The organism is Paraburkholderia sp. GAS206C, from assembly GCF_050435645.1.
Taxonomy (GTDB): Bacteria; Pseudomonadota; Gammaproteobacteria; order Burkholderiales; family Burkholderiaceae; genus Paraburkholderia; species Paraburkholderia phenazinium_B.
The window spans coordinates 642,540-664,617 of sequence record NZ_JBNDKR010000002.1; the positions used below are offsets into that span (position 1 = coordinate 642,540).

The window sequence follows — 22,078 nt, forward strand, 5'->3', positions numbered from 1 at the left end:
GCGGGTCCGCCATTCATGACGCAACGCCCTGTCACTCCGATTGTCTGCCTGCTGGGCCCGACGGCCTCCGGCAAGACCGCCGCTGCGCTGGCACTGGCCGCGCGACATCCGGTGGAAATCATCAGCGTGGATTCGGCGCTGGTGTACCGCGAGATGGACATCGGCACGGCAAAGCCAACGGCGGAAGAGCGCGAGCGCGTACCGCACCATCTGATTGACATCGTCGATCCCGCCGATACCTACTCCGCCGCCCAATTCCGCACGGATACGTTGCGACTGGTGGGTGAGATTACGGCGCGTGGGCGGGTACCGTTGCTGGTGGGCGGCACGATGCTGTACTACAAGGCGTTGACACAGGGTTTGAACGACCTGCCGGGGGCTGATGCCGAAGTGCGGGCCGCGCTCGATGCGCACGCGTTGCGTGACGGCTGGCCGGCTTTGCATGCGCGGCTGGCTGAGGTCGATCCGGTCACAGCTGCTCGGCTAGCACCGAATGATTCGCAACGGATCCAGCGGGCGCTGGAGGTGTTCACGTTGACGGGGCAGCCGATGTCCGAGTTGTTGGCTGCGCCTGCTCAGGTTGACGACTTGGCGTTGCCGTGGCGTTTTGTGCCGGTGGCGCTGGAGCCTTCAGATCGCAGTGTTTTGCATGCACGCATTGCTGAGCGGTTTGATGCCATGCTGGCTGCCGGGTTTATTGATGAGGTGGAGCGGCTGCGGGCGCGGGGGGATTTGCATCCGGGGTTGGCGTCGATGCGGTGTGTGGGGTATCGGCAGGCGTGGGAGTATCTCGATGGTGTTGGGGATTTTGCTTCCATGCGGGATAAGGGGGTTTTTGCTACCCGGCAGTTGTGTAAGAGGCAGCTTACGTGGCTGCGGGGGATGAGTGAACGGATTGTTGTGGATTGTTGTGCGGGGGATTCGGTTGAGCAGGTTTTGGGGGTTGTTGAGGGGATGATTGGGCGGTGATTTTTTTGCCCCTAAGGCGGAGGGTTTGCCTGCGGCGCCTTGGTTTTTTTCTTTTGGGGCTGGCCTCTCCTTGCATTCTTATCGGTTTGCTTGTGTTGCCCCTGTGCGGGGCGACGCTAATAGACCACCGGGAATGGAAGGAAAGGCCCAAGCAGCGAGAACAACCACCAAAGCGCCGCGCAGGCCAAAAAAATCAAACCACCACAGTCTGCGCCTCACCCTCAGCACTATTACGCACAGAGCCGATCTTCCAAACCTGCTCACCGGCGGCGGTCAAAAGACCAATAGCCTTATCTGCATCCTGAGCAGCAACCACAACAACCATCCCGATCCCGCAGTTGAACACGCGGTGCATTTCCGCGTCAGCCACACCACCATGCTTCTGCAACCACGAGAACAGCGGCGGCAACGGCCAGGCCCGATGATCGAGCTCAGCAGTCAATCCATCCCGCAAAACTCGCGGAATATTTTCGACGAGCCCACCGCCGGTGATATGCGCCATTCCCTTCACGGCAACCTGCTCCATCAGCAAAAGCAGCGGCTTCACATAGATATGTGTAGGCGCCATCAACGCATCGGCCAGGGAACGGCCGTCAAAGTCCGCCGACAGATCCGGCTGCGCCCGCTCAATGATCTTGCGCACCAGCGAGAATCCGTTCGAATGAATTCCGCTCGAAGCCAGACCCAGCACCACGTCACCCGGGGTAATCGTGCTGCCGTCGATAATCTTGCTCTTCTCGACCGCGCCAACCGCAAACCCGGCCAGATCGTATTCGCCATCCGGATACATGCCCGGCATTTCCGCGGTTTCACCGCCGATCAACGCGCAGCCAGCCAGTTCGCAACCTTGTGCGATGCCCTTCACGACCGTCGATGCCGTGCCGACGTCCAGCTTGCCGCAGGCGAAGTAGTCGAGGAAGAACAGCGGCTCGGCGCCCTGCACCAGAATATCGTTGACGCTCATCGCCACCAGATCCTGGCCGACCGTGTCATGCTTGTTCAGATGAAACGCCAGCTTCAGCTTCGTGCCGACGCCGTCCGTGCCCGAGACGAGTACCGGTTCGCGGTATTTTTTCGGCACCTCGAAGAGCGCGCCAAACCCGCCGATGCCGCCCAGCACACCGTCACGCAACGTCTTTTTGGCAAAGGGCTTGATCGCGTCGACAAGGGCGTCGCCCGCGTCAATGTCCACGCCGGCGTCGCGATACGACAGACCTTGAGCGTCAGGGGCGGATTTCGGTTGATTCATGGGGAGGAGCAAGAAGGTCGGTAAAATGCGATTTTACCCGATGCCGATCCAGAGTTGGCGCTTCAGCGCCTACTCTGGTCCCATACAGGGTTGCCGGCCACCTGGCCGGACATATTCACCCGCGTCGTACCTCAGGAAATCCATTTTGCAGCAGAACTCCTCGATTCTGACACCGTATCAGCGCCGCGCCTTCATCTGGGTCGCTATCGCGCTCGGCCTCGGCATCCTGCTCTGGCTGCTCAGCCCGGTGCTCACGCCGTTCCTGCTCGGCGCCATTCTCGCCTACATCCTCCAGCCTGGCGTCGCGTGGCTGGTGCGCCGGCGCGTGCCGCGCGCCCTCGCCGCCCTGCTGATGATGCTGGTCTTCACCGTGCTCCTTACTATCATGATCCTGCTGGTGCTGGTCGTGATCCAGAAGGAAGGTCCGCAACTCAAACTGCAGGTACCCGTGCTGTTCACGCACGTTAGCGCCTGGCTGCAACCCAAACTGGCCCTGCTCGGCCTCGCCGATTCGCTCGACTTCGCCAGCATCCGCGATCTCGTGATGAATCAGCTCGAAGGCAGCGCGCAAACCGTCGCCCTCTACGCATGGACCTCGATCCGCACCAGCGGTAACGTCATGATGACCGTGATCGGCAACGTCGTGATGGTGCCGTTGGTCCTGTTCTACCTGTTGTACGACTGGAACCGCATGCTAGAGCGCGCCGAGGGCTTCGTGCCGCGCCGCTGGCTCGAAAAGACCGTGCAGCTTGCCCGCGACATGGATCGGATGCTCTCCCAGTACCTGCGCGGCCAGCTGCTCGTGATGGCCGTGCTGGCCGTCTTCTACGCGATCGCACTGACCATCGCCGGCTTCGAGATCGCGCTGCCGATCGGCATTTTCACCGGCGTCGCGGTCTTTATTCCGTATATCGGCTATGCCACCGGCCTCGCTCTGGCGCTGATCGCCGCGCTGCTGCAGTTCGGCGACTGGTATGGCTTCGGCGCGGTTGCGGTGATTTACGGCGTCGGGCAGATTCTCGAGAGCTTCTTCCTGACGCCGCGCCTCGTCGGCGAACGCATCGGCATGCATCCGCTCGCCGTGATCTTCGCCTTGCTCGCGTTCGGCCAGCTATTCGGCTTCTTCGGTGTGTTGCTGGCGCTGCCCGTTAGCGCGATCTTGTCGGTGGCCCTGCGCGAATTGCGGCAAGGCTATCTGTCGAGCACGCTTTACAAGAACTGACGATCCCTGGCTAACTGACCCAAGCGCTCAACGGCTACCCGCGGTTCTCATTACCGGTTTCTACTACTGTGCTTCGTCAACTGACGCTCGATCTCGGCACCCCGCCGCCCTCGACATTCGACAACTTCTTCGCCGGCTCCAACGCAGAGCTGGTCACGCGGCTGCGCGGGCTGGAAAGTGCGCTCGCAGCCGGACCCGTGGCTGATCGCTCGTTCTACATCTGGGGCGAGGCGGGCAGCGGCCGCACCCATCTGCTGCAGGCGCTGGTCCACGAGGCACAGCCCGGGCACGCGTGCTTTGCAAGCCCCCAGAGCAGTCTCGCCGCGTTTGCCTTCGACCCGCGCGTGGCGCTCTACGCCATCGACGATTGCGACGGCCTGTCCGGCGCCCAGCAGATCGCCGCGTTCAACCTCTTCAATGAAGTGCGTGCGCATCCCACCAGCGCTTTGGTGGCGGCCGGCAATGCGGCGCCGATCGGCCTCGCGGTACGTGAAGACCTGCGCACGCGCCTCGGCTGGGGTCTGGTGTTTCACCTCGCGCCGCTGCCCGACGACGTCAAGGCTGCCGTGCTCAAGCACGCCGCCCGTGAACGCGGCATCGCGCTCGCCGACGACGTGCCGGCCTACCTGCTCACTCACTTCCGGCGCGACATGCCCAGCCTGATGGCCTTGCTGGACGCGCTCGATCGCTTCTCGCTCGAACAGAAACGGGCGGTCACCCTGCCGCTGCTGCGCGCCATGCTGGCATCCCCGGCGGACACTGAAGAGTCGAGAACGGCAACCGTTGCAGCCGCTTCAAGTAAAATAGGCCCCCATGGCTAATCTCGCACTCTTCGATCTCGACCACACGCTCATCCCCACCGACAGCGACCACGAATGGGGCCGCTTCATGGTGAAGCACGGCATGGTCGACGCCGAAAACTTCGCACGTGAAAACGACCGTTTCTATGCCGACTACAAGGCCGGCAAGCTCGACATTCACGCCTATCTCGTCGCCATGCTGACGCCGCTCGCGAAGTACTCGCGCGCGCAGCTCGCCGAGTATCACCAGATGTACATGCACGAAGTGATCAAGCCCACCATCGTGCCGGTCGCGCTCGAACTGGTGCGCCAGCATCGCGACGCGGGCGACCTGTGCTGCATGGTCACTGCCACCAACGAATTCATCACCGGCCCGATTGCCGCCGTGTTCGGTGTCGACAAACTGATCGCCTGCGAAGCGGAAACCGTGGACGGCCAGCCGCACTCGGACTACACCGGCCGTCCCACCGGCACACCCAGCTACAAGGAAGGCAAGATCGTCCGTACCGAGGCGTGGCTCGCTTCGCTCGGCAAGACATGGTCGGACTTCGAGCGCAGCTATTTCTATAGCGATTCGCATAACGACATCCCGCTGCTCCAAAAGGTCACTGACCCGATTGCGACCAATCCGGACGACACGCTGCGCGCTCATGCGCAAGCACACGGCTGGCGCATCCTCGAACTCTTTCAACCCACGTGATCAAAAAATTTATCCGTAAGCTGTTCGGACAGGATCCGGCACCCGCTGACAACACCGCCCCCTCCGAAGCAGACGAAGCGTCCCGCGCCCCGGCAAAAACCGGCCATAGCGACGCCAGCAGCACTACCTCTACGGCCAGACCGCGCCGCAAACCGGCGGCGTCACGCGACACCACCAAGGCCGCACCCGAGCCCGACGTGCCGGTGATCATTCCCGCTGACGTTCACGGCATCAACCCGGCGCTGATCTCGAGGAACGCTATCCGCGTCACCGAGGGGCTGCAGCAGGCCGGCCACCGGGCATTTATCGTCGGCGGCGCCGTACGCGACCTGCTGCTCGGCATCGCGCCGAAAGACTTCGACGTCGCCACCGACGCCACGCCCGAGCAGGTGCAGAAGCTGTTCCGCCGCGCGCGCATCATCGGCCGGCGATTTCAGATCGTGCACGTGCAGTTCGGTCAGGAAATCATCGAAACCTCGACGTTCCGCGCCCTGGTCGATCCTCCCGCCGCCGACGCCGCCCCGCCGCGGCGACTTAAGCGCGATGAACTGGACCGCCGCACCCACGCGGTCGACGCCAGCGGCCGCGTGCTGCGCGACAACGTCTGGGGCGAGCAGCACGAAGACGCCACCCGCCGCGACTTTACGATCAACGCGATGTACTACGATCCAGCCACGCAAACCGTGCTGGACTATCACAACGGCATGGCCGATATGCGCGCCCGCCTCCTGCGCATGATCGGCGATCCGGCCACCCGTTACCGCGAAGATCCGGTACGCATGCTGCGCGTGGTGCGTTTTGCCGCCAAGCTCGGCTTCGAGATCGAAGACACGACTCGCGCGCCGATCAAGGAAATGGCGGATCTGATCAACAACGTGCCGGCTGCGCGTCTGTTCGACGAAATGCTCAAGCTGATGCTGTCGGGCTACGCACTTGCCTGTCTGCAGCGCCTGCGCCAGGAAGGCCTGCATCATGGCCTGCTGCCGCTGCTCGACGTAGTGCTCGAACAGCCGCACGGCGAGAAATTCATCACGCTCGCACTCACCAACACGGATAACCGTGTGCGCGCCGGCAAGCCGGTTTCGCCCGGCTTCCTGTTCGCTACCCTGCTGTGGCACGACGTGCAGCAGCGCTGGCAGGCGTTCGAGGCAAACGGCGAATATCCGGTGCCTGCGCTGCACCGGGCGATGGACGAAGTGCTCGACATGCAAACCGAGAAACTCGCCATCCACAAGCGTTTCTCGTCGGATATGCGTGAGATCTGGGGCCTGCAGTTGCGCCTCGAAAAACGCTCGGGCCGCAGCGCGCTGAAGCTGATGGAACACCAAAGATTTAGAGCGGGGTATGATTTCCTCCTGTTGCGCTGCGAATCGGGCGAACTCGAAGAGTCGGTCGGTGCGTGGTGGACGGAGTTCATCGAAGGAGACGCCGTCGCGCGCGAGACATTACTCACGCAAGGCGGGAAGGACCGGAGCCCCAAAAAACGCCGGAGGCGCAGCAGTGGCGCCAGAAACCGCAAACCGGGCGACGGAATGGAGGGCGGTGCGACCGTGGAGCGCGCAGCAGACGACGTGAGTCACGAAGGCTCACACGAAGACTGACGCGGCCATGTTGCTCGCCGTCGAACGATAGTCGCAGGAAGTTATGCCATGACGGTTGCTTATCTCGGCCTCGGCGCGAATCTCGGGGATGCGCGCCAGACCCTGAAAGACGCGGTAGTGTGTCTCGCCCAACAGCACACCATCACCGTGCTCGCCAAGTCGAGCCTGTATCGCACTGCGCCCATCGACGCGGGCGGTGACGACTACTACAACTGCGTCGTGAAGCTCGATACCACGCTGCCGGTCCGGCATCTTCTGGCGCTGTGCCACAAGATCGAACTGCACTTCGGCCGCGAACGGCCGTTTCGGAACGCCCCCCGCACGCTCGATCTCGACATTCTGCTGTTCGGCGACTACTCGATCGAGGAACCGGATCTGATCGTGCCGCATCCGCGTCTGATCGAGCGCGCGTTCGCACTGGTGCCGCTCGTCGAAGTCGACCCTGACTTGACGATTCCACAACACGGTCGCGCCGACGCGTTTCTCGCGGCCGTTGCCGATCAGCGTATCGAAAAGATGAAGTCGCCCTGTCAGTGTCCGGTGCTCAATGCGTTGAGTGGCGGCAGTGATAGCGAAGCCGGCACTAGCGGCAAATCCACCAAAGGCGGTTGCTCATGAGCACGTCTCCGCTGACGGTCACCGCCCCCCAGCTACGCCCGCCGTTTCGCTATATCGCGATTGAAGGGCCGATCGGGGTTGGCAAGACCTCGCTGGCACGACGCCTCGCTGAACGATGGTCAATGCAACCGGTGTTCGAGCGGCCACAGGACAATCCGTTTCTCGAACGCTTCTATCGCGACACCGGGCGTTACGCGCTGGCCGCGCAACTGCACTTTGCCCTTCAGCGTGCCCAACAGGCGCAGGAGGTTGCGGCAGCGTACGCGGCGGGCACAGCGCTGATCGCCGATTTCATGACGGAGAAAAACGAGATCTTCGCCCGGTTGACACTGCCTGAAGACGAATGGCAGTTGTACCGCGCACTCGCAAAGCAGATCGATGCACAGACCCCACGCGGAACCACCGCGGGAAGTCCGGGCACCGCCCCAGCGCCGGATTTTGTGGTGTACCTGCAGGCCAGCCCGGAAGTGCTGTTTGCGCGGATCCAGAAACGCGCGATCCCAATGGAGCTGCAGATCTCGAACGCGTACCTGCACTCCCTATGCGACGCGTATAACGACTTCTTCTATCACTACGACCGCACGCCGGTGCTGACGGTCAACGCCGAACACCTGAATCCGCTCGACTCGGACGCGGACCTTGCGCTGCTCGTCGAACGCATCGAGACGATGCGCGGGCGCAAGGAATTCTTTGTCAAAGGCACGTCGCTCTGAGCGACGGTGCCCTCCTCCTTTTCCAACGGAACACCCCATGAGCTATTTGCAGGAAACGAGTAGGAACGCCATTACCGTTCCGAAACTGCAGGCAATGCGCGACGCGGGCGAAAAGATCGCCATGCTCACCTGTTACGACGCGAGCTTTGCGGCGCTGCTGGACCGCGCGGGCATCGACGTGCTGCTGATCGGCGATTCGTTAGGGAATGTGCTGCAAGGCCAGACGACGACGCTGCCGGTCACGCTCGGAGAAATCGCGTATCACACGGCCTGCGTTGCGCGGGCACGCCCGTCGGCGCTGGTCGTCGCCGATCTGCCGTTCGGCACCTACGGCACATCGGAGACGGCGTTCGCCAGCTCCGTGGAGTTGATGCGCGCGGGCGCCCAGATGGTCAAGCTGGAAGGTGGCGAATGGCTCGCCGATACGGTGCGCTTCCTGGTGGAGCGGGCCGTTCCGGTGTGCGCGCATATTGGCCTCACGCCACAGTCGGTGCACGCGTTCGGCGGCTTCAAGGTGCAGGGCAAGACGGAAGCCGGCGCAAGCCAGTTGCTACGCGATGCGCTCGCTATCCAGGACGCGGGTGCTCAACTGGTCGTGATCGAGGCGGTCCCGACTCAGCTCGGCACCGAAGCCACCAGGCAGTTGCGGATTCCGACCATCGGCATTGGTGCGGGGGTGGAATGCTCGGGGCAGGTGCTCGTGCTACACGACATGCTCGGGATTTTCCCCGGCAAGCGTCCGCGATTCGTCAAAGATTTCATGCAGGGACAGCCGAGCATTTTCGCGGCCGTCGAAGCGTATGTGCGCGCGGTGAAGGACAGCTCGTTCCCCGGCCCGGAACATACGTTTTGAGATTGGTGTCCCATCCGGTTTGAGACCCGTCCGATTTTCGTTGAATACCTGGACGTCTATCTTCTTCGGTTCATTTACGCGGCCCCGCCGCAAACCGAAGAGAAACGTTCATGGGCCCCATTTGCCTGATCAACGTCGCGGGAATCCGCGATCACGCTTTGCACCTCACCGACATGCCGCGATCCACGTGGCATGTACGCCTGATCGACTGGGTGGCGCGCCTGTTGCGCATCTGCTGCGCTTGAATGACGCTTGTCTCAGCGCCGCGCTACTTCCCTTACACGCAGCGCGACCTGCTCTGGCGGAGCGGCCGCCTAACCGGCCTGCTGCCGTACACGAACCTCGCGAGCCTGTCGTCGTGGCCGGATCCTACCCTGCGACACGCGCCGGTAAGGCGCCCCGCAACGCGTTACATATAAGAAGCGCCTCTGCATTCAATACGTCAGCGCGCGTCAGGACACGCTCCTGCGCATCCAACTCCGCATCTTCAAGCAGCACTCCTCGCATCACCCCAGGCAACACGCCTGACGATAACGGCGGCGTCCACCAACGCCCATCCAGCTTCACGAATACATTCGAACGGCCGCCTTCAGTCAACTCGCCGCGCTCGTTAAAAAACAGCGTGTCGAACGCGCCCAGGGTCTCGGCGTTGCGCCAGCCGCGGTCGTATTCCGCCCGGCGCGTGGTTTTGTGATGCAACAGCATGTCGCTCGCCTGGGTGGCCGTGAAACCGTGATCGGGGGCGAGCAGTACGCCGACGACATCGTCGGACAGTGGCGTCAGCGCTGCTGCGCTAATCTGCACCGCGCCACCTTTGGCGAGAGCAAGTCGTACGCGATGCGGTACTCCGGCTGACAGCGCAGCGCACTGCGCTTCGATTCGCTCGCGCAAATCCGCTTCATCGAACCTGAAACCGAGCCACGCCGCACTCGCCGCAAGCCGTGCGAAATGGCGCGCCACGTGGCGGACACCGTCCTCACGCGTCGCGTACATCGTTTCGAATAGCTCGAAGCCTGGATCGGCGTTAGTGAGGAATCTCGCTTTCCACTGGCACTCCGCGTATTCGTCAGCGGCAACGCTGTCGAGCACGATGCCCGCGCCAACGCCCATGCTGCCGCTACGGGTGCCGGTTCTGCTGTCCGGCGCATCAAGCGTCAAGGTGCGAATCGCGACGGACAGACAGAAGTCGCCGCAGATGTTGTGGGTGTGGTTTGAGGCGCTCGCCGCTTCTGGAGCGTGCGAGTCGTTTGTCACGCCCGAGGCATCTGAGACATCGGACGCGTTTGCCGAATCTGAAGAAGCGTTTGCGACGTAGCTGGCGGCATCGAGCCAGCCGATCGCGCCGGTGTACAAACCGCGTGGCGAGGTTTCAAGCCTGTCGATCAACTGCATCGTCCGATGCTTCGGTGCACCGGTAATCGATCCGCACGGAAACAAAGCGCGCAGCACGTCCGCAAACGAAGTCTGGGCACGTAACCTCGCCTCTACAGTCGACGTCATCTGCCACACCGACGCGTACGGTTCGACCGAGAACAGCGCTGGCACCTTGACCGAACCCGTCTCGGCGACTCGTGACAGATCGTTGCGCAAGAGGTCGACGATCATCACGTTTTCCGCACGATTTTTCGGATCGTTGGCGAGAAACTCGGCGGCATGCAGGTCGGCGACGGGATCGTCCGGGGTACGTGGCGCGGTGCCCTTCATCGGACGCGCGCGTAACGTGACACCCGCTTTCTCGACAAACAGCTCCGGCGAGCACGACAACACCCAACGGTCGCCGGGTAAGGCGACCAACGCGCCATACGACACCGGCTGCCGCGCCCGCAGCCGGCGATACAGCGCAGCGGGCGTGCCAAAGACGTCGAACCTGAGCCGGTACGTGTAGTTGACCTGATAGGAATCGCCGATACTAAGCGCGTGATGAATCGCCGCGATGGCTGCTTCGAATTGCGCCAGATCGACGCTGGCGCGCGCGGCGGTGGTACCCGCCACCGACGGTTGCTCCGCGCCGCCGTCGCGTTGCACCAGCCACGCGTCGGCTTCGTCACGCGAGAGCTTCGCGCATTGCTCGAACAATAAAAAACGCAGCGTGGCATCGTCACGCTGCGTTTTATTCTCTGACTGGCGGGACTGGCCGCCGGCGGACCGCGCACCGTGCAGCACAAGCTGACGGCCGAACTCATAATCGCCGAGCATTACGGCATGCAGACCACGCCGCAAATCAGCGGCCACCGCATCGCATACCGCATCGAGCTGCTCCGTATCCACGCAGACACGCTCATGCAAAAACCGCGTGTAAAGGCGGCTCGAGCGCCGCGCCGCCGTCGCGTGGCAATCGTCGAGCAATGCAAACACGGCGTCGCGATCATCCACCATCTTGCCCGCCACCAACTTCAAACTTCCATTAATCGAAGAAGCTCTTCACACGATCGAACCAGCTCTTGCTTTGCGGGCTGTGACGCGCACCGCCCTCGACCAGCGACTTCTCGAACTGCTGGAGCAGCTCGCGCTGCGGCTCGGTGAGCTTGACCGGCGTCTCGACCTGCACGTGCACATACAGATCGCCTGCAATGCTCGAACGCAACCCCTTGATGCCCTTGCCGCGCAGACGGAAGGTCTTGCCCGACTGGGTGCCTTCGGGCACCGTAAAGCTCGCGCGGCCCGCCAGCGTCGGCACTTCGATTTCACCGCCAAGTGCCGCCGTTGTGAACGGAATCGGCATCTGGCAATGCAGATCGTCGCCGTCGCGCTCGAACACCGAGTGCTGCTTGATATGAATCTCGACGTACAGATCGCCCGACGGACCGCCGTTGATGCCCGGCTCGCCGTTACCGGCCGAGCGGATCCGCATGCCGTCGTCGATACCCGCCGGAATCTTCACTTCCAGCGTCTTGGTTTCCTTGACCTTGCCAGCGCCGTGGCAATTCACACACGGATCGGGAATGTGGCTTCCCGTGCCGTGGCACTTCGGGCAAGTCTGCTGAATGCTGAAAAAGCCCTGCGACATCCGGACTGAACCCGCGCCGTTACAGGTGGGGCAGGTTTCCGGTTTGGTACCGGGCTTCGCGCCCGAACCGTGACAGATTTCACACGACACCCAACTCGGCACACGGATCTGCGTGTCGTAGCCGTGCGCGGCCTGTTCCAGCGTGATTTCCATGCTGTAGCGCAGATCGGCACCGCGGTACACCTGCGGACCGCCACGGCCACCGCCACGTGCAGCGCCGCCGGCCGCCTGGCCGAAGATGTCGCCGAAAATATCGCCGAATGCGTCGGCAAATCCGCCGAAGCCCTGCGCGCCGGCACCGCCCATATTCGGGTCGACGCCTGCATGGCCATACTGGTCGTACGCCCCACGCTTCTGCGAGTCCGACAGCATTTCATAGGCTTCCTTCACCTCTTTGAAATGCTCTTCCGCATCCTTGTTGCCCGGATTGCGGTCGGGGTGATGCTTCATCGCCAGCTTGCGATAAGCCTTCTTGATTTCGTCGTCGCTCGCGTTCTTTGCGACGCCCAGAACCTCGTAGTAATCCCGTTTCGCCATATCGGTTCAACGCCCGCCGCGCAGCAAGGCACGGCGGCTCCTCTTGAATGCTGGAGTCTTACGACTCGTCCGGCCGTTGCTCGCCCCTCGTTTGCACGAATTGAGCAACGCCCTCCATAAAACAAATGTGCCCGGAGAGCCCAAAAAGGCTCACCAGGCGCGATAACCGCTTTGCAGGTTTATGCCCTCACAGACGGACACAAACCGTTTTGCAGCCGACCCGCACACATTGCTGTGTGCGGCTTTACGGTCAGATGGCGACCTGGCTTTAGTCCTTCTTGACTTCCTTGAACTCGGCGTCGACCACGTCGTCTTCCGGCTGGCTTGCACCACCGGCCGAGGCACCACCAGGCGCTGCGCCCGCGGCACCGGCCGCTGCGCTTGCTGCACCTTGCTCAGCCTGCATGTCGGCGTACATCTTCTCACCGAGCTTTTGCGAGGCCGTTGCCACGACTTCGATCTTGGCTTCGATCGCCGCCTTGTCGCTCGAGCCGCTCTTCAGCGTGTCTTCGAGGTCCTTCAGCGCTGCTTCGATCTTTTCCTTCTCAGCCGCTTCCAGCTTGTCGCCGTATTCGGTGAGCGCCTTCTTCGTGCTGTGGACCAGTGCGTCGCCCTGGTTGCGGGCATCGGCCAGTTCGCGCAGCTTGTGATCTTCTTCAGCGTTCGCTTCGGCGTCCTTCACCATCTTTTCGATCTCGGCTTCAGACAGACCCGAGTTCGCCTTGATGACGATGCGGTTTTCCTTGCCGGTCGCCTTGTCTTTCGCGCCGACGTGCAGAATACCGTTCGCGTCGATGTCGAAGCTCACTTCGATCTGCGGCACGCCGCGCGGTGCGGGCGGAATACCTTCGAGGTTGAACTCGCCCAGCAACTTGTTGCCGGCTGCCATTTCGCGTTCGCCCTGGAACACCTTGATCGTGACGGCACCCTGGTTGTCGTCGGCCGTCGAATACACTTGTGCGTGCTTCGTCGGGATCGTGGTGTTCTTGTTGATCATCTTCGTCATCACGCCGCCGAGCGTTTCGATGCCGAGCGACAGCGGGGTCACGTCGAGCAGCAGAACGTCCTTACGGTCACCCGACAGAACCTGACCTTGAATCGCGGCGCCCACGGCCACGGCTTCGTCCGGGTTCACGTCACGGCGCGGTTCCTTGCCGAAGAATTCCTTAACCTTGTCCTGCACCTTCGGCATACGCGTCATACCGCCGACGAGAATCACGTCGTCGATTTCGCCAACCTTCACGCCAGCGTCCTTGATAGCCAGACGGCACGGCTCGATGGTGCGTTCGATCAGTTCTTCCACCAGCGCTTCGAGCTTCGCACGCGTAATTTTCAGGTTCAAGTGCTTCGGACCCGACGCGTCTGCCGTGATGTACGGCAGGTTGATTTCGGTCTGCTGGCTCGACGACAGTTCGATCTTGGCCTTTTCAGCTGATTCCTTCAGGCGTTGCAGCGCGAGCACGTCCTTCGACAGGTCGACGCCTTGTTCCTTCTTGAACTCGCCAATGATGTAATCGATGATGCGCTGGTCGAAGTCTTCACCGCCGAGGAACGTATCGCCGTTCGTCGAGAGCACTTCGAACTGCTTCTCGCCGTCAACGTCGGCGATTTCGATGATCGAGACGTCGAACGTGCCGCCGCCCAAGTCATACACGGCGATCTTGCGGTCGCCCTTTTCGTTCTTGTCGAGGCCGAACGCGAGCGCAGCTGCGGTCGGTTCGTTGATGATGCGCTTGACTTCCAGACCGGCGATGCGGCCCGCATCTTTGGTGGCCTGACGCTGGCTGTCGTTGAAGTACGCGGGAACCGTGATCACCGCTTCGGTGACCGGCTCGCCGAGGTAGTCTTCAGCGGTCTTCTTCATCTTGCGCAGGACTTCAGCCGAGATTTGCGGCGGAGCCAGTTTCTGATCGCGCACTTCGACCCAGGCGTCACCGTTGTCGGCCTTGACGATCTTGTACGGCATCAGCGCGATGTCTTTCTGCACTTCTTTTTCTTCGAAGCGGCGGCCGATCAGGCGCTTGACCGCGTACAGCGTGTTCCTCGGGTTCGTGACCGACTGACGCTTCGCAGGCGCGCCGACGAGAATCTCGCCGTCTTCCATGTAAGCGATGATCGACGGCGTGGTGCGCGCGCCTTCCGAGTTTTCGATCACCTTGACCGAATTGCCTTCCATGATCGCCACGCACGAGTTGGTCGTGCCGAGGTCGATGCCGATGATTTTGCCCATTTTTACTAATCTCCTGACTTTGATCGCTGCGGTAGGTTGCCTTGTGCCCATCTGGCGGCAAGGCAACCCGCCTTCAATTCAAACCTGCACTCAACATAAGTGCGTCTGCATCGTTTTCAAGACCTTGAATGCAATGCGGTCTTTAATTTTTTTCAATCGCCTGCGGCTTCGGGATTGGCGTTGCCGGGGATTGCCCGACTTGTTGCCACCCCGGCTAACCGCCAGTACCGGCCACGCCATCCATCGCCTTTGAAACGGCCTTTGCGGCAACCTTCCCCCGCGCGGCTGCCACCGCTGCCTCGAACTGCCCGAGGCCGTGCCAGCCAGTCGCCCGGCCAAGCCGCTTGCCACGATGAAAGAAGAACCACGTCGGCACGCCATGCAGCATGAAACGGCGGCCCAACTCACGGTGCTCGTAGACGTTGCTGTGAAACCATCTAAGCCCGAGCGCGCGAATCGCGTCGGGCTGCGCCAGCATCGCCTTCTTCGCTATTTCGCAGTTGAAGCAGTCGAGTCCCCAGAAGAACACCACCGCCACCTCATCGCCAACCGCTTCGAGCGCGGCGTCGAACGACTCTGCGCTCAATTCCTGCATCTCGAACACGGCAAAAGCCGTGGAATCGACGGGAAGGTTGGCCATGATAGCGGGGATGCCTGCCCGGGAGCGCCTGAGCGATGCCTGAGGTCTACTTCGACTTACTTCGGCTGGGCGACGGTAACGAGCGCCGGGCGCAGCACGCGGTCGGCGATCACGTAACCCTTTTGCAGCACGGAGACGATGGTGTTGGGCTCCTGCTCGGCCGGAACCATCGAAATAGCCTGGTGACGATGCGGGTCGAACTTCTCGCCTGCCGGAGGATTGATCGCCACGACGCGGCCTTTCTCAAGCGCACCGCTCAACTGGCGCAGCGTCAGCTCGACACCCTCACGAACCTTCTGCAGGTCGTCGGACGAGTGGGCGACGGCGGCCTCGAGGCTGTCGACTACAGGCAGCAGATGCTCTGCAAAGCTCTCGATCGCGAACTTGTGAGCCTTGGTGACATCTTCCTGCGCACGCCGGCGCACATTTTCGGTCTCGGCCTTGGCACGCAGAAAGCTCTCCTGCAACTCGGCGATTTTGGTCTGCGCTTCGGCCAACGCGGCTTCGGCGCCGGCCGGAGCAGCTTCAGCCGGGTTGACTTCCGGCTGAGCTGCGTTGGCCTCGGCAGCCTGGCGCGCGGCTTCTTCGGCGGGCGTGGGATTCTGGCTCGTCGGATTCTCTTGCGTGTTTTCCATGTCGCTGAAAGTCGTAAAAAAGTTAAAGCCAAGGGCGGCCGCGTGGTGCTCTGAAAGGCCCGCTTGAGCGTTGCAGAAACGCCACACAAACCACCGCTCATCGCCTACTGAGTTTGGGTCTCAAAGCACGATTTCAAGCGGTCAAAAGGAACTTTTCGCACCGCAACAGTGCGGCAGAAATGCCTCGTTACAACCATTAATCAGATAGAGATTGAGCGGCCTCGTGGACTGACCTAAACTTCAGCTGTCCACCCGGGAAGGCACGTTTACCCTAACCTGGTATATACCACTTCACTTAACTCATCGCGCGTTCGTCCAGCATCATTTCGGGGGAGTACCGTGAAACTGACCTTCGCAATATCCGTGGTCGCCTTGGTGCTCGTAGCGGGAACCACGACCATCTGCATGTCCGGGGCCGTCAACGACAGCACGACCGAATATGGCGGCGTGCACGCGACGATGGAACAACTGTTCAATCCCCACCTGAAAGTTTGTCGATAGTGCGCCGGTCGCGCTTGGTCGGACGCCCGTGCAAAGCGGCGGCCGGCTCGCGATACGTTTTACGCCGCTCCTGCTCCATCTGCCGCTTCACCTTGCTTTCCTCGGTTTCCGCATAAAGCGTCTGCGCCACACTCGCCGGGCCGCGCACGTCGCACACACCCAGTACTTCCACCTGCCATACGATGCGTTCGATCTCGATTTCGACGAGATCGCCGACCCGCACCTCCTTGGCCGGCTTGACTGCAGCACCGCCAATCCTTACGTGAGCTTTGTCAACGGCATCCGCTGCCAGCGAGCGTGTCTTGAAGAAACGCGCTGCCCATAACCACTTGTCGATGCGCAGGCGCGCGCCGGGTTCGGTCGAAATCCTGTAGTTCATCAGCTAGTCTGGCGCCCTATGTACGAAGCGGCGTCGCAAGTTGCGCATCAAGCGCGTTGAAAACGATTCCGTCAACCAGTCTCACGCCGGCACCGTACCTTGCGCGGAGGCCACCTGCACCGGCCAGCCCTGCAGGTTCTGGGCGACGATCTCCCCCAGCGCCGCAATCCACGCCTGCGAGGCGTTCAGGCAAGGAATGCGGTGAAACTCCTTGCCGCCCGCATGGACGAACTCGTCGCGGACTTCCATGCCGATTTCCTCAATAGTTTCCAGGCAATCGGCAGTAAAGCCCGGACAAAACACATCCGCGCGGCGCACCCCCGCCGCGCCCAGCTCCTTGAGCGTCGGCGCGGTATAGGGCTGCAACCACTCAGCCTTGCCGAAACGCGACTGGAACGTGACGCGGCACTCCACCGTTGTCAGCCCGAGCGCCTGCATCAACAGTGCCCCCGTTTGCTGGCACTGGTCGTGATACGGGTCACCGAGATCGAGCGTACGTTTGGGAACGCCATGGAAGCTCAGCACCAGCTTGTCGCCGGCCGCGAAATCCGGGCGTCCATGGGCATGCCAGTACTGGTGTACCTGCGCCGCCAGCGCCGCGATATACGCCGGATGATCGGCATATTGGCGGATGGTGCGGATTTCCAGCTGGTTGCGCATGCGTTTGAGCGCCGAGAATGCAGCGTCGAATGCCGTAGCCGTAGTCGACGACGAGTATTGCGGATACATCGGCACCAGCAGGACGCGCTCGGCACCCGCCAGCTTGAGCTGATTCAGCATGTCCGGGATGCCTGGCATGCCGTAGCGCATGGCGTAGTCGACGATCGCCGTGTAGCCGTTCAACTGCAGCAGATGCCGCAGACCTTCCACCTGCTTCTCCGTGAACACGCGTAACGGCGAGCCTTCCGGTGTCCATACCGCAGCATATTTCTTGGCCGACGAGCGCCCGCGAACCGGCAGGATCAGGAGCCGCAAGATCACCTGCCAGAGGACCGCGGGAATCTCCACGACACGTGGGTCGGACAGAAACTGCGCGAGGTAGCGCCGCACGGCCCGTGGCGTCGGTGCGTCGGGCGTGCCCAGATTGATCAGCAAAACCGCAACACGATGAGATGTGGCGGGTTGCGATGGCCGCTCGAGATCGAAACGCATAGGCAACAGGGCTAGCCGCGTACAGCGGGAAATCGGTTCAGGTGAGAGTCATTATAGCGGGGCGGTCCGCAGCCGATACCTGGCCATTCGGCCGATTGGCAAGCCGCGCGCCGCATCGCATCATTTGCAGCATGCAATTCGGGCTCCTGCCCGACGGAGATGCGGGCAATGGCAAGGCAATGAAACGTGCCGCGGTACCGGGGCGCAGACGCTTATTGTTGGCTGAGCGTCAGCGAGAGCAGGCGCGCGGTGATGTCGACAATCGGAATCACACGGTTGTAGGCCATGCGCGTCGGCCCGATCACGCCGAGCGTACCGACGATCTTGCCGTTCACTTCATACGGCGCGGTCACGACGCTCATTTCCTCGATCGGCACGAGATTCGACTCGCCGCCAATGAAGATTTGCACGCCCTGGGCGTGACTCGATACGTCGAGCAACTGAAGGAGGCTGGTCTTTTGGTCGAATACATCAAACAGCTTGCGCAGCCGCGCCATGTCCGAAGACAGGTCGGCCACTTCGAGCAGATTGCGCTCGCCGGAGATCAGCACGGTCTCGCCGGCGTCAGCTTCATCTGTGCTGGCCTTGACGGCGGCGTGCATCAGCGTGGTCATGTCGCCGCGCAGCTCGTCGATCTCTTCGCGCAGGCGCCGGCGCACTTCGTCGAAGGAAAGGCCGGCAAAGTGCGCATTGATGTAATTGGACGCTTCCACCAGTTGCGACGGCGAAAAATCGCGTTGCGTCGCCATGATGCGGTTCTGTACGTCGCCTTCGGGCGTGACGATGATGAGCAGGATGCGCTTGTCGGACAGGCGCATGAACTCGATCTGCTTGAAGACGTGACTGCGCCTCGGGGTCAGCACCACGCCGGCAAACTGCGACAGGCTGGACAGCACGCTCGCCGCCGCTGCAACGATCTTCTGCGGCTCGCCCGCCTGCAGCGTGGTCTTGACGGTACGGGTGACCGCTTCCTCGTCCGCCGCGGACTCGACTGTGAGCATCGTGTCGACAAACAGACGATAGCCGCGCGGCGTTGGAATGCGGCCCGCCGAGGTGTGCGGGCTGATGACAAGCCCCGCCTCTTCCAGATCGGACATCACGTTGCGGATCGTCGCCGGGCTCAGCTCCAGACCGGAGTAGCGGGACAACGTGCGCGAGCCGACCGGTTGACCTTCAGCGATATATCGCTCGATCAACGTTTTGAGGAGGGTTTGTGCGCGGGGATCTAGCATGACGGAAAAGTTTAGCTTAATGACGCGACGACCGCGAGCGCTAACAATAACAGCGTTCACGCCTTCGTTGGCGAGGCATGGGCTGCATGTGCCGGTTTGCCCGCACAACCCCTGGCGCGAACCCGCACCTGCGGGTTCGACGCAACGCATACCATCCCGCTGTCACGAGGAGTTCATCATTCTGCCGATAATCCTGCGCAGGCCGGCCGGCACGGGCCTGCAGCCCGACAGGCGCGCCCGCGTGGCGCCGGCCACCCATGTGGCCGCGGACGGTTCTTTTCAGCCCTCACCTATGGTGTAATGCCGGCATGCAAGTTACCAGTCAGTTCAAGACCGTCGCGCTCGTCGGGCGCAACAACACGCCAGGCATTGGCGAGCCGCTGACCGCGCTCGCCGCGTGCATCGCCAGGCGCGGCTTCGACGTGGTGTTCGAAGCGGACACCGCTGCGGAGATCGGCATTACCGACTACCCCGCCCTGCGCCCCGCGGAAATCGGCGCCCGCGCCGACGTGGCCGTGGTGCTGGGCGGCGACGGCACGATGCTCGGCATCGGCCGCCAGCTTGCGCCGTACCGCACGCCGCTGATCGGCATCAACCATGGGCGGGTCGGCTTCATCACCGACATCCCGATTTCAGCCATGCAGGAACTCGTGCCGCAGATGCTGAGCGGCAATTTCGAGCGCGAGGAACGCATGTTGCTGGAAGCGCGCATCATGCGCGGCGGCAGCCCCATCTACCACGCGCTGGCCTTCAACGACGTGGTGGTCAACCGCAGCGGTTTCTCGGGAATGGCGGAGCTGCACGTGGCCGTGGATGGCCGCTTCATGTACAACCAGCGCTCGGACGGACTGATCGTCGCCACGCCGACTGGATCGACCGCCTACGCGTTGTCGTCAGCCGGGCCAATCCTGCATCCACAGTTGCAAGGCATCGTGCTGGTGCCGATTGCGCCGCACGCATTGTCGAATCGCCCCATCGTGCTGCCGGACGACTCAAAGGTCAGCATCCAGATCGTCTCCGGCCGCGACGTCAACGTCAACTTCGACATGCAGTCGTTTACCGCGCTCGAACACAACGACAAGATCGAAGTGCGCCGCTCACGCCATACCGTGCCGCTCCTGCACCCGGTCGGCTACAGCCATTACGCGACGTTGCGCAAGAAGCTGCACTGGAATGAATACCCGTCGCACGAAGACGACATCAAGCCCTGAACCGATCCCGAATCCTGAATCCTGAACGAACACTGCGCCGATCCTGAGCTAACCCTGAGCACCTGGCCGCAGCCGGTAACCCAAGCTACCAGACGACCTCCATGCTTCGCCACCTCTCGATACGCGACTTCGTCATCGTCGCCGCGCTCGACCTTGAATTCGACAGCGGCTTCACGGTTTTCTCGGGCGAAACAGGCGCCGGCAAATCGATCCTGATCGACGCCCTGGCACTCGCGCTTGGCGCCCGCGCCGATGCAAGCGTCGTGCGCACCGGCGAGGCCCGCGCGGATATCACCGCGGAATTCGAAACGCACGCTCAGGTGGATCAGTGGCTCGACGAGCAGGCGTTAGGCTCGGCGAGCGGCACGAATAGTACGCACGGTGCAAACGGCGCCGGTTCGCACGACGAGACCGTCATGCTGCGGCGTGTGGTGGATGCGAACGGCCGCTCGCGTGCCTTCATCAACGGCACTGCGGCGACGCTCGCGCAACTGCGCGAGGTCGGCGAAATGCTGGTCGACATTCACGGACAGCACGCCCACCAGTTACTGATGCGCCCGGATGCGCAGCGTGAGCTGTTCGATACGCACGCAGGACTGGTCGACAAGGCTGCCGCGGTGAGCCGCGCCTGGCGCGCCTGGCGCGACCGGGCACAGGCGGTCGAAACAGCCAAAACGCGCGACCGCGAACTGCAACTCGAGCGAGAGCGGCTCGCGTGGCAACTGGCCGAACTCGACAAGCTCGCCCCGCAGCCGGGTGAATGGGAAGAGGTCAATGCAGAACACAACCGTCTGTCGCATTCGGCCAACCTGATCGAAGGCGTGCAGGGAGCGCTCAACGCCCTCTCCGAGTCGGACGAGGCGATGATCACGCATCTGGCATCGATCGTCTCGAAGCTGCGCGACCTGGCGGAAATCGATCCGGCGTTAAACGATGCGCTCGCTGCGCTCGAGCCTGCTGAAATCCAGCTGCAGGAAGCTGCCTATTCGCTGAGCCACTACGCGCAAAGGCTCGAACTGGACCCCGACCGGCTCGCCCAGATCGAAAGACGCGTCGACGCCTTGCATTCGGCCGCGCGCAAATTCCGTCTGCAGCCGCAGACGCTGCCGGAGGAACACGCCGCGCGTCGCGCGCAACTGGCCGCACTGGACGCCGCCGCGGATCTGGACAGCCTGCACGCTGCCGAGGCCAAAGCAAAGGAAGCCTATCTGGCCGATGCCAAACAGCTGTCCAAAGCACGTGCCAAGGCCGCCAAGGCGCTCGGCTCGGCGGTCACCACGGGCATGCAGGAACTGTCGATGAAAGGCGGCAGTTTCGAGGTCGCACTCGTCGCGCTGCCGGAAGGGGGAGCGCATGGCCTCGAACAGGTGGAATTCCGCGTTGCCGGGCACGCCGGCGTGCCGCTCCGGCCGCTCGCCAAGGTCGCTTCAGGCGGCGAGCTAGCGCGGATCAGCCTCGCGCTCGCTGTGATTGCGAGCGCCGCCAGCCCGACCCCCACCCTGATCTTCGACGAAGTGGATACCGGTATTGGCGGTGGCGTCGCCGAAGTAGTCGGGCGTCTGCTGCATCAACTCGGACGTGCTCGCCAGGTGCTATGTGTTACGCACTTGCCGCAAGTGGCAGCGCGCGGCGACCATCATTTCCAGGTGGCCAAGGCATCGGACAAGAAAGGCGGCACGGTCAGCAGCGTCACGTCGCTCGACAAGGCCAGCCGGATAGAGGAAGTGGCACGCATGCTCGGCGGGCTGGAGATCACCGCCACCACCCGCAAGCACGCGAAGGAAATGCTGGCGGCGTAGACGGCAGTTACGACAGCGCCCCCCGCCCTC

General features: G+C 62.4%; 19 protein-coding genes. 10 read left to right on the forward strand and 9 right to left on the reverse strand.

From position 1 onward, the window contains the following. The first annotated feature begins 15 nt into the window (after nucleotides 1-15). Entirely contained in the window at nucleotides 16-969 is a 954-nt protein-coding gene (gene miaA / locus P3T20_RS07270) for a tRNA (adenosine(37)-N6)-dimethylallyltransferase MiaA (RefSeq protein ID WP_429286548.1), read from the forward strand. A gap of 193 nt (nucleotides 970-1,162) precedes the next feature. Here miaA and purM read toward each other — a convergent pair whose 3' ends face one another. Further along, a complete protein-coding gene (purM, locus tag P3T20_RS07275; RefSeq protein WP_429286549.1) occupies nucleotides 1,163-2,218 on the reverse strand; it encodes a phosphoribosylformylglycinamidine cyclo-ligase in 1,056 nt (351 codons plus the stop codon). Between the two features lie 145 nt (nucleotides 2,219-2,363). On the opposite strand from purM, the gene P3T20_RS07280 reads away from it, so the two are divergent. The 7 genes from P3T20_RS07280 to panB all read left to right on the forward strand — a co-directional run bounded on the left by P3T20_RS07280 (nucleotide 2,364) and on the right by panB (nucleotide 8,725). After that, nucleotides 2,364-3,440: an AI-2E family transporter gene (locus P3T20_RS07280; RefSeq protein ID WP_429286550.1), complete on the forward strand. Its 1,077-nt coding sequence runs from the start codon at nucleotides 2,364-2,366 to the stop codon at nucleotides 3,438-3,440. Nucleotides 3,441-3,508: 68 nt separating this feature from the next. After that, nucleotides 3,509-4,261: a DnaA regulatory inactivator Hda gene (hda, locus tag P3T20_RS07285; RefSeq protein ID WP_074265804.1), complete on the forward strand. Its 753-nt coding sequence runs from the start codon at nucleotides 3,509-3,511 to the stop codon at nucleotides 4,259-4,261. Next, on the forward strand, nucleotides 4,254-4,940 hold the full coding sequence (locus tag P3T20_RS07290; protein ID WP_074265805.1) for an HAD family hydrolase: 687 nt from the start codon (nucleotides 4,254-4,256) through the stop codon (nucleotides 4,938-4,940). Before hda ends, P3T20_RS07290 begins: the two co-directional genes overlap by 8 nt. Beyond that, nucleotides 4,937-6,541: a polynucleotide adenylyltransferase PcnB gene (pcnB, locus tag P3T20_RS07295; RefSeq protein WP_429286551.1), complete on the forward strand. Its 1,605-nt coding sequence runs from the start codon at nucleotides 4,937-4,939 to the stop codon at nucleotides 6,539-6,541. The genes P3T20_RS07290 and pcnB overlap by 4 nt, the downstream gene beginning before the upstream one ends. Before the next feature lie 48 nt (nucleotides 6,542-6,589). Beyond that, nucleotides 6,590-7,159: a 2-amino-4-hydroxy-6-hydroxymethyldihydropteridine diphosphokinase gene (gene folK / locus P3T20_RS07300; protein ID WP_074265807.1), complete on the forward strand. Its 570-nt coding sequence runs from the start codon at nucleotides 6,590-6,592 to the stop codon at nucleotides 7,157-7,159. Beyond that, on the forward strand, nucleotides 7,156-7,872 hold the full coding sequence (locus tag P3T20_RS07305) for a deoxynucleoside kinase (RefSeq protein WP_074265808.1): 717 nt from the start codon (nucleotides 7,156-7,158) through the stop codon (nucleotides 7,870-7,872). The genes folK and P3T20_RS07305 overlap by 4 nt, the downstream gene beginning before the upstream one ends. A 37-nt stretch (nucleotides 7,873-7,909) precedes the next feature. After that, nucleotides 7,910-8,725, forward strand: a complete 816-nt coding sequence (gene panB, locus P3T20_RS07310; protein WP_429286552.1) for a 3-methyl-2-oxobutanoate hydroxymethyltransferase — start codon at nucleotides 7,910-7,912, stop codon at nucleotides 8,723-8,725. A 369-nt stretch (nucleotides 8,726-9,094) separates the two neighbouring features. On the opposite strand, the gene P3T20_RS07315 is transcribed toward panB, so the two are convergent. The 8 genes from P3T20_RS07315 to hrcA all read right to left on the reverse strand — a co-directional run bounded on the left by P3T20_RS07315 (nucleotide 9,095) and on the right by hrcA (nucleotide 19,038). After that, complete coding sequence (locus P3T20_RS07315) at nucleotides 9,095-11,101, reverse strand: chorismate-binding protein (protein ID WP_429286553.1); 2,007 nt, start codon at nucleotides 11,099-11,101, stop codon at nucleotides 9,095-9,097. A gap of 28 nt (nucleotides 11,102-11,129) precedes the next feature. Then, entirely contained in the window at nucleotides 11,130-12,269 is a 1,140-nt protein-coding gene (dnaJ, locus tag P3T20_RS07320) for a molecular chaperone DnaJ (protein ID WP_429286554.1), read from the reverse strand. Nucleotides 12,270-12,537: 268 nt separating this feature from the next. Then, entirely contained in the window at nucleotides 12,538-14,499 is a 1,962-nt protein-coding gene (dnaK, locus tag P3T20_RS07325) for a molecular chaperone DnaK (protein WP_074265811.1), read from the reverse strand. Between the two features lie 214 nt (nucleotides 14,500-14,713). After that, nucleotides 14,714-15,139: a thioredoxin family protein gene (locus P3T20_RS07330; RefSeq protein ID WP_429286555.1), complete on the reverse strand. Its 426-nt coding sequence runs from the start codon at nucleotides 15,137-15,139 to the stop codon at nucleotides 14,714-14,716. Nucleotides 15,140-15,195: 56 nt separating this feature from the next. Further along, nucleotides 15,196-15,774: a nucleotide exchange factor GrpE gene (grpE, locus tag P3T20_RS07335; protein ID WP_074266210.1), complete on the reverse strand. Its 579-nt coding sequence runs from the start codon at nucleotides 15,772-15,774 to the stop codon at nucleotides 15,196-15,198. A 472-nt stretch (nucleotides 15,775-16,246) separates the two neighbouring features. Further along, on the reverse strand, nucleotides 16,247-16,654 hold the full coding sequence (locus tag P3T20_RS07340) for an RNA-binding S4 domain-containing protein (RefSeq protein ID WP_429286556.1): 408 nt from the start codon (nucleotides 16,652-16,654) through the stop codon (nucleotides 16,247-16,249). Between the two features lie 81 nt (nucleotides 16,655-16,735). Beyond that, a complete protein-coding gene (hemH, locus tag P3T20_RS07345) occupies nucleotides 16,736-17,806 on the reverse strand; it encodes a ferrochelatase (RefSeq protein ID WP_429286557.1) in 1,071 nt (356 codons plus the stop codon). A 212-nt stretch (nucleotides 17,807-18,018) separates the two neighbouring features. Then, the gene (gene hrcA / locus P3T20_RS07350; protein ID WP_074265815.1) at nucleotides 18,019-19,038 is read right to left on the reverse strand and encodes a heat-inducible transcriptional repressor HrcA; all 1,020 of its coding nucleotides are present in this window, start codon (nucleotides 19,036-19,038) and stop codon (nucleotides 18,019-18,021) included. A 308-nt stretch (nucleotides 19,039-19,346) separates the two neighbouring features. Between hrcA and P3T20_RS07355 the strand changes: the two genes are divergently transcribed. After that, a complete protein-coding gene (locus P3T20_RS07355; RefSeq protein WP_074265816.1) occupies nucleotides 19,347-20,249 on the forward strand; it encodes an NAD kinase in 903 nt (300 codons plus the stop codon). Between the two features lie 101 nt (nucleotides 20,250-20,350). Continuing rightward, the gene (recN, locus tag P3T20_RS07360; protein WP_074265817.1) at nucleotides 20,351-22,048 is read left to right on the forward strand and encodes a DNA repair protein RecN; all 1,698 of its coding nucleotides are present in this window, start codon (nucleotides 20,351-20,353) and stop codon (nucleotides 22,046-22,048) included. Nucleotides 22,049-22,078: the final 30 nt, after the last annotated feature.

What these genes read in the sequence shown, in the direction of transcription:
- miaA (WP_429286548.1), top strand. Translation starts at nt 16, where the DNA reads ATGACGCAACGCCCTGTCACTCCGATTGTCTGCCTGCTGGGCCCGACG.
- panB (WP_429286552.1), top strand. Translation starts at nt 7,910, where the DNA reads ATGAGCTATTTGCAGGAAACGAGTAGGAACGCCATTACCGTTCCGAAA.
- P3T20_RS07340 (WP_429286556.1), bottom strand. Translation starts at nt 16,654, where the DNA reads ATGAACTACAGGATTTCGACCGAACCCGGCGCGCGCCTGCGCATCGAC.
- P3T20_RS07315 (WP_429286553.1), bottom strand. Translation starts at nt 11,101, where the DNA reads ATGGTGGATGATCGCGACGCCGTGTTTGCATTGCTCGACGATTGCCAC.
- hrcA (WP_074265815.1), bottom strand. Translation starts at nt 19,038, where the DNA reads ATGCTAGATCCCCGCGCACAAACCCTCCTCAAAACGTTGATCGAGCGA.
- P3T20_RS07305 (WP_074265808.1), top strand. Translation starts at nt 7,156, where the DNA reads ATGAGCACGTCTCCGCTGACGGTCACCGCCCCCCAGCTACGCCCGCCG.
- P3T20_RS07330 (WP_429286555.1), bottom strand. Translation starts at nt 15,139, where the DNA reads ATGGCCAACCTTCCCGTCGATTCCACGGCTTTTGCCGTGTTCGAGATG.
- P3T20_RS07290 (WP_074265805.1), top strand. Translation starts at nt 4,254, where the DNA reads ATGGCTAATCTCGCACTCTTCGATCTCGACCACACGCTCATCCCCACC.
- dnaK (WP_074265811.1), bottom strand. Translation starts at nt 14,499, where the DNA reads ATGGGCAAAATCATCGGCATCGACCTCGGCACGACCAACTCGTGCGTG.
- folK (WP_074265807.1), top strand. Translation starts at nt 6,590, where the DNA reads ATGACGGTTGCTTATCTCGGCCTCGGCGCGAATCTCGGGGATGCGCGC.
- purM (WP_429286549.1), bottom strand. Translation starts at nt 2,218, where the DNA reads ATGAATCAACCGAAATCCGCCCCTGACGCTCAAGGTCTGTCGTATCGC.
- P3T20_RS07355 (WP_074265816.1), top strand. Translation starts at nt 19,347, where the DNA reads ATGCAAGTTACCAGTCAGTTCAAGACCGTCGCGCTCGTCGGGCGCAAC.
- grpE (WP_074266210.1), bottom strand. Translation starts at nt 15,774, where the DNA reads ATGGAAAACACGCAAGAGAATCCGACGAGCCAGAATCCCACGCCCGCC.
- dnaJ (WP_429286554.1), bottom strand. Translation starts at nt 12,269, where the DNA reads ATGGCGAAACGGGATTACTACGAGGTTCTGGGCGTCGCAAAGAACGCG.
- hemH (WP_429286557.1), bottom strand. Translation starts at nt 17,806, where the DNA reads ATGCGTTTCGATCTCGAGCGGCCATCGCAACCCGCCACATCTCATCGT.
- recN (WP_074265817.1), top strand. Translation starts at nt 20,351, where the DNA reads ATGCTTCGCCACCTCTCGATACGCGACTTCGTCATCGTCGCCGCGCTC.